The sequence below is a fragment of the Polaromonas sp. Polasp52 genome, assembly GCF_059491565.1.
Genome location: NZ_CP168513.1, coordinates 2,358,242 through 2,371,644 on the forward strand (window position 1 = coordinate 2,358,242; position 13,403 = coordinate 2,371,644).

13 protein-coding genes are annotated in these 13,403 nt (G+C 67.9%); 10 read left to right on the forward strand and 3 right to left on the reverse strand.

What is annotated here, in order from left to right:
- Nucleotides 1–49: 49 nt before the first annotated feature.
- The 6 genes from ACEN9P_RS11085 to ACEN9P_RS11110 all read left to right on the forward strand — a co-directional run bounded on the left by ACEN9P_RS11085 (nucleotide 50) and on the right by ACEN9P_RS11110 (nucleotide 7,207).
- On the forward strand, nucleotides 50–1,069 hold the full coding sequence (locus ACEN9P_RS11085; protein WP_495621979.1) for a TRAP transporter substrate-binding protein: 1,020 nt from the start codon (nucleotides 50–52) through the stop codon (nucleotides 1,067–1,069).
- 179 nt (nucleotides 1,070–1,248) lie between these two features.
- Entirely contained in the window at nucleotides 1,249–3,132 is a 1,884-nt protein-coding gene (locus ACEN9P_RS11090) for a TRAP transporter large permease (RefSeq protein WP_495621980.1), read from the forward strand.
- A gap of 36 nt (nucleotides 3,133–3,168) precedes the next feature.
- Nucleotides 3,169–3,708, forward strand: a complete 540-nt coding sequence (locus ACEN9P_RS11095) for a VOC family protein (protein ID WP_477662671.1) — start codon at nucleotides 3,169–3,171, stop codon at nucleotides 3,706–3,708.
- 8 nt (nucleotides 3,709–3,716) lie between these two features.
- On the forward strand, nucleotides 3,717–4,982 hold the full coding sequence (locus ACEN9P_RS11100) for a ribulose-bisphosphate carboxylase large subunit family protein (protein WP_477662672.1): 1,266 nt from the start codon (nucleotides 3,717–3,719) through the stop codon (nucleotides 4,980–4,982).
- A gap of 3 nt (nucleotides 4,983–4,985) precedes the next feature.
- On the forward strand, nucleotides 4,986–6,293 hold the full coding sequence (locus tag ACEN9P_RS11105) for a four-carbon acid sugar kinase family protein (protein ID WP_477701144.1): 1,308 nt from the start codon (nucleotides 4,986–4,988) through the stop codon (nucleotides 6,291–6,293).
- A gap of 371 nt (nucleotides 6,294–6,664) precedes the next feature.
- Complete coding sequence (locus ACEN9P_RS11110) at nucleotides 6,665–7,207, forward strand: Spy/CpxP family protein refolding chaperone (protein WP_477664225.1); 543 nt, start codon at nucleotides 6,665–6,667, stop codon at nucleotides 7,205–7,207.
- Between the two features lie 159 nt (nucleotides 7,208–7,366).
- Here the strand turns inward: ACEN9P_RS11110 and ACEN9P_RS11115 are convergent, their stop codons facing one another.
- Both ACEN9P_RS11115 and ACEN9P_RS11120 read right to left on the reverse strand, forming a co-directional pair.
- Nucleotides 7,367–7,885 (reverse strand): hypothetical protein, encoded by a 519-nt coding sequence (locus tag ACEN9P_RS11115; protein ID WP_477664226.1) that lies wholly within the window; start codon nucleotides 7,883–7,885, stop codon nucleotides 7,367–7,369.
- A 105-nt stretch (nucleotides 7,886–7,990) separates the two neighbouring features.
- Entirely contained in the window at nucleotides 7,991–8,314 is a 324-nt protein-coding gene (locus ACEN9P_RS11120) for a hypothetical protein (RefSeq protein WP_477664227.1), read from the reverse strand.
- Nucleotides 8,315–8,734: 420 nt separating this feature from the next.
- Here ACEN9P_RS11120 and ACEN9P_RS11125 point away from each other — a divergent pair, with 420 nt between their 5' ends.
- From ACEN9P_RS11125 to ACEN9P_RS11140, 4 genes are all read left to right on the forward strand, one after another.
- On the forward strand, nucleotides 8,735–9,538 hold the full coding sequence (locus ACEN9P_RS11125; protein WP_477664263.1) for an endonuclease/exonuclease/phosphatase family protein: 804 nt from the start codon (nucleotides 8,735–8,737) through the stop codon (nucleotides 9,536–9,538).
- Between the two features lie 2 nt (nucleotides 9,539–9,540).
- Nucleotides 9,541–10,833, forward strand: a complete 1,293-nt coding sequence (clsB, locus tag ACEN9P_RS11130) for a cardiolipin synthase ClsB (protein WP_495621981.1) — start codon at nucleotides 9,541–9,543, stop codon at nucleotides 10,831–10,833.
- Between the two features lie 7 nt (nucleotides 10,834–10,840).
- Entirely contained in the window at nucleotides 10,841–11,842 is a 1,002-nt protein-coding gene (locus ACEN9P_RS11135; RefSeq protein ID WP_477664229.1) for a lysylphosphatidylglycerol synthase domain-containing protein, read from the forward strand.
- 212 nt (nucleotides 11,843–12,054) lie between these two features.
- Complete coding sequence (locus ACEN9P_RS11140; RefSeq protein WP_495621982.1) at nucleotides 12,055–13,005, forward strand: TIGR03915 family putative DNA repair protein; 951 nt, start codon at nucleotides 12,055–12,057, stop codon at nucleotides 13,003–13,005.
- A 17-nt stretch (nucleotides 13,006–13,022) separates the two neighbouring features.
- Here the strand turns inward: ACEN9P_RS11140 and ACEN9P_RS11145 are convergent, their stop codons facing one another.
- Entirely contained in the window at nucleotides 13,023–13,340 is a 318-nt protein-coding gene (locus ACEN9P_RS11145; protein ID WP_477664231.1) for a hypothetical protein, read from the reverse strand.
- Nucleotides 13,341–13,403: the final 63 nt, after the last annotated feature.

Sequence of the window (13,403 nt, forward strand, 5' to 3'; positions counted from 1 at the left end):
TCGCCCGATGATGCATCAAAACGCATCAAAACAAAACTGGAGACAAACCATGACCGAAGTCACCCGCCGCAGCGTGCTGCGTACCCTGTCCGCCGTTCCCGCCGCCGGCATCGCCGCCGCCCTGCCCTCCATGGCACGCGCCGCCGAGTTCTCCTACAAGTACGGCAACAACCTGCCCGTCACCCACCCGCTCAACATACGCGCCCAGCAGGCCGCCGACCGCATCCTCAAGGAAACCAACGGCCGCGTCGAGATCAAGATCTTCCCGAACAACCAGCTGGGCGGCGACACCGACATGCTGGCCCAGGTGCGCTCGGGCGGCATCGAGTTCTTCACGCCCTCGGCGCTGGTCATCGCCACGCTGGTCCCGGTGGCCGCCATCAATGCCGTGGGTTTTGCCTTCAGCGACTACAACCAGGTCTGGGGCGCCATGGATGGCAAGCTGGGCGCCCACGTGCGCGAAGCCATCAGCAAATCGCGCCTCTATGCCTTTGAAAAGATGTGGGACAACGGTTTCCGCCAGACCACCAGCAGCAAGGCGCCGGTCAACACGGCCAAAGACATGGACGGCCTGAAGATACGCGTGCCGGTCAGCCCGCTGTCCATCTCCATGTTCAAGGGCCTGGGCGCCGCGCCCGCCAGCCTGCAGTTCAGCGAGGTCTACTCTTCGCTGCAAACCAAGATCGTCGACGCGCAGGAAAACCCGCTGCCCATCATCCAGGTCGCCAAGCTGTACGAAGTGCAGAAGTTCTGCTCGCTGACCAACCACATCTGGGACGGCTACTGGTTCATCGCCAACGGCCGCGCCTGGGAGAAATTGCCCGCAGACCTCAAGACCATCGTGGCGCGCGCCATCAACGAGGCCGGCCTGCAGCAGCGCGAGGACATCAAAAAGCTCAACGAAACCGTGGTGGCCGATTTGCAATCGAAGGGCCTCACGATCAACCGCCCGCAAGCGGATACCTTCCGCGCCAAGCTGCGTGAAGCCGGTTTCTATGGCGAGTGGAAAGAGCGTTTTGGTGCCGAGGCCTGGGGCTTGCTGGAGCAGTCGGTAGGCAAGCTGGCTTAAGAATCTCTCCCCCTCTCTTACTCCCTCCCCCGCTGGGGGAGGGCAGGGGTGGGGGCCAGCGGCGCTGGAGCAAGCGCATTTGCCGAGGCCGCCGGCCCCCATCCCAACCTTCCCCCAGCGGGGGAAGGAGCTAGACCAGTAGCGTCCGTTCTCTCGCCTTCTTTCCGGAGATTCACCCCATGTCCCACGGCTCCCCACAACCCACTGCCGACGCCCCTCCCGCCAACGCGCTGAGCGGCCTCGCGCACAAGGCCGACCGCGGCCTGGGCTCTGTGGTGGAGTCCATCGCCGCCGCGCTGGTGCTGGCCGAAATCTTCGTGCTGTTTGCCGGTGTGGTCTCGCGCTACGTCTTCCATGCGCCGCTGGTCTGGTCGGACGAGCTCGCCTCCATCATGTTCCTTTGGCTGTCCATGCTGGGCGCAGTCGTCGCGCTGCGCCGCGGCGAGCACATGCGCATGACGGCACTCGTCAACAACGTCAGCCCGCACACCCGCGCGCTGCTCGACACGATTGCCATCACCGCCTCCATCGCCTTCCTGGTGCTGGTGATCTACCCGGCCGGTGAATACGCCTATGAAGAAAGCTTCATCGTCACCGCGGCGATGGAAGTCAACAACGCCTGGCGCGCCTCGGCCATTCCCGTGGGCATGGGGCTGATGGTCATCGTCGCCGTGCTGCGGCTGCTGCGCATCAGCACCTTCAAACAAACCGGCATCGCGCTGGCCGGCACGGCTGCCGTTGTTTTGCTCTTCTGGTTCGCGCAACCGCTGCTGCAGCCGCTGGGCAAGCTCAACCTGATCATCTTTTTTGTCGTCATCGTCGCCAGCACCGTGCTGTCGGGTGTGCCCATCGCGTTCTCGTTTGCGCTCGCTACCTTCGGCTACCTGGCACTCACCACGTCAACGCCGCTGCTCGTTATGGTCGGCCGCATGGACGAAGGCATGTCACACATGATTTTGCTGGCGGTGCCGCTCTTCATCTTCCTGGGCGCGCTGATCGAGATGACCGGCATGGCCAAGGCCATGATCCAGTTCCTGGCCAGCCTGCTGGGCCACGTGCGCGGCGGCCTCAGTTATGTGCTGATAGGCGCGATGTACCTGGTCTCGGGCATATCGGGCTCCAAGATCGCCGACATGGCGGCGATTGCGCCCGTGCTGTTTCCCGAAATGAAAAAGCGCGGCGCCAAGCCCGGCGACCTGGTGGCCCTGCTGTCGGCCACCGGCGCGCAGACCGAAACCATTCCGCCCTCCATCGTGCTCATCACCATAGGCTCGGTCACCGGTGTATCGATTGCCGCGCTGTTCACCGGCGGCCTGCTGCCGGCCGTGGTGCTGGGCGCGGCCCTGTGCGCCGTCGTGTGGTGGCGCTACCGCCATGAAGACCTGAGCGGCGTCGCGCGCCACAGCAAGCGTGAAATCGGCAAGCTGCTGCTGGTCGCCCTGCCCGCCATCATCCTGCCCTTTGTGATTCGCGCCGCGGTGGTCGAGGGCGTGGCCACGGCCACCGAAGTGTCGACCATAGGCATCGTCTACTCGGTGCTGGCCGGGCTCTTCCTGTACCGCCAGTTCCCGTGGCGGCGCCTCATGCCCATGCTGATCGAGACCGCCTCGCTGACCGGCGCCATCATGTTCATCATCGGCTGCGCCACCGCCATGGCCTGGGGCCTCACGCAGTCGGGCTTCTCGCAGGACCTGGCGCGCGTCATGGGCAGCCTGCCCGGCGGCGCCTACGGTTTCCTCGCGGTGTCCATCGTCGCCTTCGTCGTCCTGGGCAGCGTGCTCGAGGGCATTCCCGCCATCGTGCTGTTCGGCCCCCTGCTGTTTCCCATCGCCCGCATGGTCGGCGTGCACGACGTGCACTACGCCATGGTCGTGATCTTCGCCATGGGCATAGGCCTGTTCGCGCCGCCCTTCGGCGTCGGCTACTACGGTGCCTGCGCGGTCAGCAAAGTCGACCCCGACGAAGGCATTCCCTACATCTGGGCTTACATGGGCGCGCTGCTCATAGGCCTGGCCCTGGTGGCGGCCGTGCCCTGGTTCTCCACCGGTTTCCTCAAAACCTGAACCCCACTTCCTCCCCTTTCACTGGAGCAAAACAACATGAGCAAATTTTTTGGCGAGATCCGCCAGCTGGGCTACGTCGTGCCCGACATCGAGGCCGCGATGGACTACTGGAGCAAAACCCTGGGCGTGGGCCCCTGGTTTTACAACCCCAAGGTGCCCATCAAAAACTACCGCTACAACGGTGAATCGCACGAACCGCACAACTCGGTTGCGCTGGCCAACTCGGGCTTTGTGCAGGTCGAGCTGATCCAGACGCGCAACGACGTGCCTTCCATGTACCGCGACTTCCTGCGCGCCGGCCGCACCGGCCTGCAGCACGTCGCCTACTGGACCAGCGACTACGACGCCGACCTGGCGCGCCTGCTCAGGCAAGGCTTCAAACCCGTCATGAGCGGCGAGGTCGGCGAAAAGGGCCGCTTCATCTACTTCGACACCGAATACCACCCCGGCACCGTGATCGAGCTGTCCGAAGTCGCCGGCCCCAAGGGCAAGATGTTCGACCTGATACGCGCCTCGAGCGAAGGCTGGGACGGCAGCGAGCCGGTGCGGCCCTTTCCTGACCTGAGCAAACTCTGAGCCCCGCGATGCAAGCCGACCGCTTTGAGGCCACCTACCTGATCGAAACCCCGTTGGCGCCCGCGCAGGTCGCCGAAGTCATGGCGGGCGAACAGTCCTGCGGCACCTTCACGCGCGTCGAAGGCGAAACCGACGAGCTGCGCCGGCGCGCGCGCGCCACCGTCGAGCAGATCGATGAACTCGAGGCGGTCAACGCGCCCAGCCTGCCCAATGCCTTGCTGGAACGCAAGGGCCACACGGGCCCCTGGCGCCGCGCACGTGTGCGCATCTCCTTTCCGGTCGCCAATGTGGGCGCCAACCTGCCGACCCTGGCCGCCACCGTGTCGGGCAATCTCTACGACCTCGGCGAGGCCAGCGGCCTGCGCCTGGAAAGCCTCAAGCTGCCCGCCGGCTACCGCGCCTTCTTCGACATGCCGCGTGTCGGCATCGACGGCACGCGCAAGGCCACGGGCGTGGCCACGGGCGCGCTGGTCGGCACCATCATCAAGCCCAATGTCGGCTTCAGCGCGGCGCAGACCGCCGAGCTCGTGGCGCGCCTGTGCGCCGCCGGTGTGGACTTCATCAAGGACGACGAGGTCTGCGCCAACCCCACTCATGCGCCGCTGGGCGAACGCGTGCCGGCCGTGATGGCCGTGGTGCGCGAACACCAGCAGCGCACCGGCAAACACGTCATGGTGGCCTTCAACATCACCGACGAAACCGACGCGATGAAGCGCCACGCCGACCTGGTCGAGCGCGAAGGCGGCAGCTGCGTCATGGCCAGCCTCAACTGGTGCGGCCATTCGGGCATGCAGACCTTGCGCCGCCACACTGGCCTGGCCATCCACGGCCACCGCAACGGCTACGGCGCGCTGTCGCGGCACCCGCTGCTGGGCATGTCCTTCCAGGCCTACCAGACGCTGTGGCGCCTGGCCGGCGTCGACCACATGCATGTGCACGGCCTGCAAGGCAAGTTCTCGCAGGCCGATGAGGAAGTGATCGAGTCCGCGCAGGACTGCTACACGCCGCTGACCGAAGCCTTCGACGACCGCGTCATGCCGGCCTTCTCGTCGGGCCAATGGGCCGGCACCGTGCCCGCCACCTGGGCCGCCGTCAAAAGCGACGACCTGCTGTTCATGTCCGGCGGCGGCATACTCGCGCACCCGGGCGGCCCCGCGGCCGGCGTGGCCAGCATTCGCCAGGCCTGGGAAGCCGCGCGCGCCGGCGTGGCGCTGGCCGACCACGCGCGCGGCGCGCCGGAACTCGCGGCGGCGCTGGCTTTCTTCGGCAAATAAACGATGGCCGCTGACGAGGGCTCATTGAAGATCGCCTACTACGGCGACGACTTTACGGGCGCCACCGACACCCTGGCCACGGCCGCGCGCGCCGGCCTGCGCAGCCTGCTGTTCCTGGGCCTGCCCACGGACGCGCAACTCGAACGCGCCGGCCCGCTGGACTGCCTGGGCATTGCTGGCGCCGCACGCGCCATGAGCCCCGATGAAATGCGCACCGAGCTCGAACCCGTGGGCCGCCTGTTCGCGCGCCTGGGCGCGCCCGTCATGCACTACAAGACCTGCTCGACCTTTGACAGCGCCCCCGAAGTCGGCAGCATAGGCGCGGCCATCCGCATACTGCGGCCGCACGCCGGCAATCCCTTTGTGCCCATCGTCGGCGGCCAGCCCAACCTCAGGCGCTACTGCGTGTTCGGCAACCTGTTCGCCGGCGCCGGCGCGTCCATGCACCGGCTCGACCGCCACCCGACCATGAGCCGGCACCCCATCACACCCATGCACGAGGCCGACCTGCGGCGCCACCTGGCCGCGCAGGGCCTGGCGCAGGTCGCCGGCATGGACTATCCCGACTACGCGCAGGACGCCCAGGCGCTGGACCGCCAGCTGGCCGGCTTGCTGGCCCGCGAGCCCGACGCGGTGCTGCTGGACGTCGCCCATGAAGGCCACCTGGCCAGCGTGGGCCGGCTGATCTGGCAACGGGCGCAACAGCAGCGCCTGCTCGCCGCGGGGCCCAGCAGCGTGGTGCAGGCCCTGGCCGCGCACTGGCGGCAGGCAGGCACCGAAGCGGCGCCGCCCCGCATCGCCGCGGCGACAGGCCCGGTGCTGGTGCTGGCCGGGAGCCTGTCGCCCGTGACGGCGCGCCAGGTCCAGGGCGCAAGCTCCTACCGGCAGGTCGCGCTCGACGCCGCCCGCCTCGGCAGCGACACGGCCTACGCACAGCAGATGTCCGGGCAGGTCACGGCGCTGCTGGCCCAGGGCCGCCATGTGCTGGCCTGCACCTCGGCGCCGGGGCTTGCGCCCGTCGGCACCGTGGACGGCCGCGCGCTGGCCCAGGCCAGCGGCGCCCTGCTCGCGCGCGTGCTGCAGTCCGTGCCCCTGCGCCGCCTGGGCATTGCCGGCGGCGACACCTCCAGCCTGGCGGTGCAGGCGCTCAAGGCCTGGGGCCTGTCCTATGCCGCCCAGCTCGCGCCCGGCGTGGCCCTGTGCCGCCTGCACAGCGACGAGACCGCGCTTGACGGCCTGGAGATCATGCTCAAAGGCGGGCAAATGGGCGGCGACGATCTGTTTGAAACCCTGCTGCACGGCACGACCTGACGCCAGCAGGGAGGCGCAGCCCGGCTTGACCAAGCAGGGGCCGCGGAACTGGCTTTGCCAGGCCGCAGGCGCCGTCCCCCGCAAGGGGAAAAGGCATTACACGAAGTGAATGCCGATAGGGGTGTGCCAATCCACCAGCGGGGGCCGCGGTCCGGCTTTGCCGGCCGCAAGGCGCCGTCCCCTGCAAGGGGAAAAGGCACTACACAAAGTGAGTGCCGATAGGGGTGAGCTTTTTCCCAAAACTTTACAAACCCTCATCGCTCGGGCAACGGCGGGGATACAGACGGGCGCCACACTTGCCTTCAACCTGAAGCCGAGCCGCATGTCGCGGCCGCGGATTTCAGGCACCTTCTCTTCGAAAGGAAGTCCCCATGAAATTCGCATTCAAGCCCTCCGCTTCCCTCAACAGCCTCGTCCTGGCCGGCTTGCTGGCAACAGCGGGCGCCGGCGCCATGGCACAAACACCTCCCGCGCCGCCGGCCGGATCGCCGCCTCCCGCTGGCGCGCACGGCGAACGCATGGGCCGCCATGACCCCGCCAAGATGCAGGCCATGATCGCCAAGCACCAGGCCGAACTCAAGGCCAAGCTCAAGCTCACGCCGGCCCAGGAAGGCGCATGGACCAGCTACACGGCCGCCATGCAGCCGCCCGCACGCGGCCCCCGCCCCACGGCCGAGCAGCGCGCCGAGTTCGACAAGCTGACCACGCCCCAGCGTATCGACAAGATGAAAGAAATGCGCACCCAGCACATGGCCGAGATGAACGCCGCCATGGACAAGCGCGGCGAAGCCACCAAAGCCTTTTACGCCGTGCTGAGCCCCGAGCAGCAAAAAACCTTTGATGCCGAGCACAAAAAACACGGCCCGCGCGGCGGCCACCGCGAGCACGGCGGCCCCGCCCCGCAAAAAGGCTAAGCCAGCGCCTTCGCCAAGCCCGCACGGCAAACCGGTGCGGGCTTTTTTGTGCGCCTGGTCATGAACAGGCAGCAAAAAGCCGGGCCGCGGGACATGCCCGCGCCCGGCCTTGCAAGGTCAATGGCGCCGGCCGCGAACGGCCGGCCCAGGCTTCTGCTTTTAGTGGGCGCCGCCGCTGACGGCCGCGCCACCCTGGACACTGCCCTGCACGCCGCCCTGGAGGCTGCCCACGCCGCTGCTCACGCCGTTGTAGGTGCGCTTGGCGCCGCTCTTCACGGCGCTGCCCGTGCGGGCCACGGCCCGGCCGGTGGCGCGTGCGCTGTCGTCCACAGCGCCCGTGGCCCGGCTGCTCAGGTCGCCGGCACCCTGGGCGGCACCTGAAACATTGGCACCCAGCCCTGCGCCCACACGGCCGGCAGTTGCGCCGGAGCCGCTGTCGCCACCGCCGCCCGCATTCGCGCGGGTGGAAGCATCAATATTGGCGTTCTGGCCGGCATTGACACCCAGGTTCACGCCCAGGCCGGCATCGCCGCTGGTCCGGTTGCCACTCAGGCCCGCGCCAGCGCCCACACCCACGCCGACACCCAGGCTTTGCGCAAAAGCGCCGGGTGCGGCCAGCGCGGCCGCCAGGGTCAGCGCCACGGCGCCGGGAATCGAACGAATCAAGAACTTGGACATTTTTATCTCCTTCAAAAACGATGGGCTTGCTCAACATGGCAACCCACCCGGCAGGGCCGCCCGGGGCCGTGGATCAGCACGCCGCCCCGAAGCGGATCGGCGGTCTTAATGGTTGTCGCCCTTCGCAGGGCCTTGCGCGCCGCCGGTCGAGGTCGCGGCGGCATCACGCGCGGCGGAGTTCCGGGCACGTTTGGCCGCGCGTTTCTCGCGCTTTTCGGCCCTGGCGACCGCGCGGTCGGCCTTGGCGGCCGTGCGTGCTTCAGGCGTCGTGGCCGGACCGCCCGCAGGCGCCGCCGCAACCTGGTCCTGTACCTTGGTGCTTCCGGGCGGCGTCGTGGTGTCCGTCTGCGCATGGACTTGCGCGCCCAGCAACAAGGCGGAAACAATCGCGGCCGCTGCGGGAATGGACTTCATTGAAATTTTCGTCATGGTGATTTCCTCTTCGGTTGGCCCCATTGGATAAGGCGTGTTGGATAAACAGGCCCTGAAGTGATGGCGGGGCTGGTTTCAATTTAGGGGCCGGGCCGCGGCGGACTTGCCGGAGAGGCCCGCCGCGCCATGTAGGACACTGCGCCCGCGGCGTGTGGTTGCGCCCATTTCCGTGAAACTGTTCACACGAAAGGGTCAGCCAGGCTCGTGTACAAATAAGTTTCTGTCCTACACCTGGGAAAAGACGCGCGGGGCCACAATGGCTGTCCGGGTGACCGCCCTCCTGCCTGCCGCACTCCTGCGCGTTTCCCCGACTGCCTTATGCAAAATCTTCCGTCCGACTCATCCCGCCGCCGCGCGCCCGACGCGCTGTCCGTCGCCGTGCCCACCCGGCCGCCCAAAGCCGGCACACGCGTCGACATGGCCGCCGTCGAGGCCGACACCCAGACCGCGCTGGCGGCCGTGAGCCCCGAGTCCTCGTTTTCCTTCAAGGTGCTCACGGTCAACATCCACAAGGGCTTTACCTTCTTCAACCGCAAGTTCATCCTGCCCGAGCTGCGCGAGGCGGTGCGCAGCGTGGGCGCGGACGTGGTGTTCCTGCAGGAAGTGACGGGCAACCACGTCAAGCACGCCGACAAGTTCGACAACTACCCCGACACGCCGCACTACGAATTCCTGGCCGACACCATCTGGCCGCAGTTCGCCTACGGCCGCAACGCCGTCTACACCAACGGCCACCACGGCAACGCGGTGCTGTCGAAATTTCCCATCGTGCGTTTTGAAAACCGCGACGTCTCCATCAGCGGCCCCGAGCGCCGCGGCCTGCTGCATTGCGAGCTGCAGATCCCCGGCCGCAGCGTCAACGTGCACGCCATCTGCGTGCACCTGGGCCTCATGGAAACGCACCGCGAGCAGCAGATGGACATGCTGTGCGAGCTGGTGCGCAAGGACATCCCGCCGCACGCCCCCGTGGTGGTGGCCGGCGACTTCAACGACTGGCGCCACCGCGCCCATGCGCGGCTTGAAAAAGGCGCCGAGCTGCACGAGGTTTTTGTGCAGGCCAACGGCCACGCGGCGCGCACCTTCCCCGCGCGCCTGCCCCTGCTGCGCCTGGACCGCATCTATGTGCGCAACGCCATAGGCCATGCGCCCGTCGTGCTGCCGCTGCGGCCCTGGTCGCACCTCTCAGACCACGCGCCCTTGGCGGCAGAAATAGAGCTCTGAGCATGACCAGGTGGGTCAGCGGCAACCAGTTCCACCTGCTCGAGAACGGCGAGGAGTTTTTCCCGCGCGTGTTTGAGTGCATCGCCGCCGCCAAACGCGAAGTCGTGCTGGAAACCTTCATCCTGTTTGAAGACAAGGTCGGCGAAGAGCTGCACGCGGCCCTGCACCAGGCCGCGCGGCGCGGCGTGCAGGTCGACGTGACCATAGACGGCTACGGCTCCCCCGACCTGTCGCCCGAATTCATTTCCACCCTCACGCGCGCCGGCGTGCGCGTGCATGTGTTCGACCCGGGCCCCAGGCTCTGGGGCTGGCGCACCAACCTGTTTCGCCGCATGCACCGCAAGATCGTGGTGGTCGACGGCGAGCGCGCCTTCGTGGGCGGCATCAACTACTCGGCCGACCATCTGGCCGACTTCGGGCCCCAGGCCAAGCAGGACTACGCCGTTGAGATCGAAGGCCCGCTGGTGGCCGACATCCACGGCTTTGTGCTTCGCGCCCTGGCCGCCGGCCAGCGCAATGCCGGCGCCGAGCCGCTGCACGGCCTGCGCGAGCGCTTTTCCGACCGCGCGCGTTCGCTGGCCGGCGCCTGGCGCGGCGACAGCATTCCCGCGCCGGTGGGCGAGGCCTCCGCGCTTTTTGTCACGCGCGACAACCGCAAGCACACCAACGACATCGAGCGCCACTACCGCGCGGCCCTGCGCACGGCGCGCAAGCGCGTGGTCATCGCCAACGCCTACTTCTTCCCCGGCTACCGGCTGCTCAGGGAAATGCGCCACGCCGCGCGGCGCGGCGTGGACGTGCGCCTGATCCTGCAGGGCGAGCCCGACATGGCCATCGTCAAGACCGCCGCCAGCATGCTTTACCACCACCTGCTGGACGCCGGCGTGCGCATCTACGAATACTGCGAGCGGCCGCTGCACGGCAAGGTGGCCGTCATCGATGACGACTGGGCCACCGTGGGCTCCAGCAACCTGGACCCGCTCAGCCTCTCGCTGAACCTGGAGGCCAACGTCGTCATACGCGACCCGGGCTTCAACAGCGAGCTGGGCGCGCGGCTGGAGGCCCTGATCCGGCACAGCTGCAAACAGGTGACCCATGAAAGCCTGGTGGAACCCAGCTGGTGGCGCACCGTGCGCAGCTACTTTGTGTTCCACCTGCTGCGCCGCTACCCGGCCTGGGCCGGCTGGCTGCCCGCGCACACGCCGCGCATCACGCCCGCCGGCCAGGAGCTTCCCGCCAAGGCCGGCACCACCGGCCGCGACCCCAAGCCGGTGGGCCAGGCCAAACCCGTGTGAGCGCCTGATGGCTTCAAGCCGCAGCCCCCTGCGCGGCCGCCCCTGGTGGCCCTGGCTCAGGCGCGGCGCCACCGCCGTGTTTTTTGCGCTGGTGGCCGCCTTGCTGGCGTCGCAGGTGCGCAGCATTGAATGGGGCGAGGTGCTCAGCTCACTGGCGGACTACCCCCTCAGCGCCGCCTGGGGCGCCGTGGCCCTGGCCGCGGCCAGCTTCACGCTGTACAGCTGCTTTGACTTGCTGGGCCGGCACTACACGCACCACAAGCTCAGGGCCTCCACCGTGATGCTGGTGACCTTCACCAGCTACGCCTTCAACCTCAACCTCGGCTCGCTGGTGGGCGGCGTGGCCTTTCGCTTTCGCCTGTACTCGCGCCTGGGCCTCAAGCCCGGCGCCATCACCCGCGTCATGTCCATCAGCATGCTGGCCAACTGGATGGGTTATGTGCTGCTGGCCGGCCTGGTGTTCAGCCTGCACCCGCCCACCTTGCCGGCGGACTGGCCCGTCACCGCCAGCTACCTGCGCCTGGCCGGCCTGGCGCTGCTGGCGGCGGCCGCCGGCTACCTGGGCATTTGCGCCTTCACGCGCCGGCGCCACTACATAGTGCGCGGCCACACCCTGGAGCTGCCCTCGCCGCGGCTGGCCATCCTTCAGTTGCTGATGGGCGCCGGCAACTGGCTCATCATGTCGGGCATCCTGTACATCCTGCTGCAGCACCGCATCGAGTTCTCCGCCGTCGCCAGCGTGCTGCTGCTGGCGGCGGTGGCCGGCGTCATCACCCACATCCCCGCCGGCCTGGGCGTGCTGGAGGCGGTGTTTGTCGCCCTGCTCTCGCACCTGATGCCGCAGGCCGAGCTACTCGCCGCCCTGGTGGCCTACCGCCTCATCTATTACCTGGCGCCGCTGGGCATTGCCACGGCGGTCTATGCGGTGATGGAAGCCCATGCCAGAAAACTGGCCCGCGCGGCCAGGGCGGCCCAGCCCCCGCGAAACGCCCACCCCGCCACGCGCTGAGCCGCGCGGGCCCGCAGCCAGGCGGTTTCAAGCTGGTTTAGGCGCCAAAGCGACATGCCACCAGGGTTTTGGGCCCAGGCTCTGTGCTCATGAACCCAAACTACTGTATATTAATACAGTGCTTTTGGTTTTCTCTTTCCCGGCGATGCGCCGCCCGCACCCGGGAAGTCGGCTTCTTTGCCTACAGCCGCGCCTGAACCCGCGGCGGCACCATGAAGTCAGACCGTGAAGAAGAAAGGATGTATCGCATGGGCGTGATGAATGACCTGCTGACGACCGACCTCTTTCCCCAGGCCGCGCTGCCCGTCGCGTTGCGCGGCCAGACGGACTTCGAAGGTTTTCGCCGTGCCGCGCGCGGCCTGCTGGCGCAGAACATCCTGCCCGCGCAGGTCAGCTGGCAATGCGGCGATGCGCCAACACCCCAAGCCCCGCAGGCCGCCGGCAGCGCACACAGCCCGGCCTTCAGCGACGCGCCCGCCGTCAGCGTGCCGCCCGAATTCCTCGCGCTGTGCCAGGCCGCCGTGCTGCACCGCAACCCGCAGCGCTTTCAGCTGCTCTACCGCCTGCTGTGGCGCCTGGTGCATGAACCCGAACTGCGCCACACACCACAGGACGCCGACATGGACCAGGCCCGCCAGATGGCCGACGAGGTGCGCGAGGACATCCGCAAGATGAAAGCCCAGCTGCGCTTTCGCTCGGTGCAGGACGACAGCTTCAGGGCTCGCCCCCTTGCCGGGCCGCTGCACGTCGCCTGGTACGAGCCTGAACACCACATTGTCGAAGCCGTGGCGCCCACTTTCGCCAAGCGCTTTTCCCTGATGCGCTGGGCCATCCTCACCCCCGGGGGCAGCGTCGAGTCCGACTACCTGGGCCCGCAGGACTTTGCGGCGGACGCAAAACCACCCGGCGAGGGCCTGGCCGCACTGCGCTTCGGCCCGGCCGCCGACCCGCAGGATGCACCGGCCCTGGATGCCGGCGAACAGCAGTGGCTGGCGTACTACGAACAGGTCTTCCACCCCGCGCGCCTCGCACGGCGCCGCCTGCTGCAAAAACAGGCAGCGCCGCAGCGCTACCGCAAGGGCCGCAGCCTCATAGGCCACAAAGCCCATGCGCCCCGGGCACCAGGCCCCGGTCGCGCCGGCAGCCCATCGCTTTCGCTCTAAGCAGCAACCAAGAAACGCTAAGGCCTGCGCGCGTCCGATGCCGGCGCCTCGGGCGGCACCACCGTGTCACGCCCATCGCGGCTGACAGGCGGCAGTGTGGGCCGTGATGTCGAATCGCGCGGGTCCGGCGGTGGAATGGAGTTGTCCGGCGGCAGCGCGCGGCGCGCCGGGTTGCGGTTCAGCGGGTTCTTCAAAGGCACGGCGGGCTGTTGCACGGCGCCCGGCTCCGCCGCAGGTGTTGGCGCTGTGGTTTGCGCCTGCGCCATGGGCCCGGCCAGCAAGGCCAGCGCCGTGCCAAGCGCCAGGGGGATGGGGTGGATTTTTCGCATGGCCATGAATGACTCCTTCATCAAGCCGCATGGATGCCCTTGCAAGGCTTGTTGCCTTTCACTGTACGC

Coding starts and splice junctions, on each gene's coding strand:
- ACEN9P_RS11085 (WP_495621979.1), top strand. CDS start 50: ATGACCGAAGTCACCCGCCGCAGCGTGCTGCGTACCCTGTCCGCCGTT.
- ACEN9P_RS11090 (WP_495621980.1), top strand. CDS start 1,249: ATGTCCCACGGCTCCCCACAACCCACTGCCGACGCCCCTCCCGCCAAC.
- ACEN9P_RS11095 (WP_477662671.1), top strand. CDS start 3,169: ATGAGCAAATTTTTTGGCGAGATCCGCCAGCTGGGCTACGTCGTGCCC.
- ACEN9P_RS11100 (WP_477662672.1), top strand. CDS start 3,717: ATGCAAGCCGACCGCTTTGAGGCCACCTACCTGATCGAAACCCCGTTG.
- ACEN9P_RS11105 (WP_477701144.1), top strand. CDS start 4,986: ATGGCCGCTGACGAGGGCTCATTGAAGATCGCCTACTACGGCGACGAC.
- ACEN9P_RS11110 (WP_477664225.1), top strand. CDS start 6,665: ATGAAATTCGCATTCAAGCCCTCCGCTTCCCTCAACAGCCTCGTCCTG.
- ACEN9P_RS11115 (WP_477664226.1), bottom strand. CDS start 7,885: ATGTCCAAGTTCTTGATTCGTTCGATTCCCGGCGCCGTGGCGCTGACC.
- ACEN9P_RS11120 (WP_477664227.1), bottom strand. CDS start 8,314: ATGACGAAAATTTCAATGAAGTCCATTCCCGCAGCGGCCGCGATTGTT.
- ACEN9P_RS11125 (WP_477664263.1), top strand. CDS start 8,735: ATGGCCGCCGTCGAGGCCGACACCCAGACCGCGCTGGCGGCCGTGAGC.
- clsB (WP_495621981.1), top strand. CDS start 9,541: ATGACCAGGTGGGTCAGCGGCAACCAGTTCCACCTGCTCGAGAACGGC.
- ACEN9P_RS11135 (WP_477664229.1), top strand. CDS start 10,841: ATGGCTTCAAGCCGCAGCCCCCTGCGCGGCCGCCCCTGGTGGCCCTGG.
- ACEN9P_RS11140 (WP_495621982.1), top strand. CDS start 12,055: ATGAAGTCAGACCGTGAAGAAGAAAGGATGTATCGCATGGGCGTGATG.
- ACEN9P_RS11145 (WP_477664231.1), bottom strand. CDS start 13,340: ATGGCCATGCGAAAAATCCACCCCATCCCCCTGGCGCTTGGCACGGCG.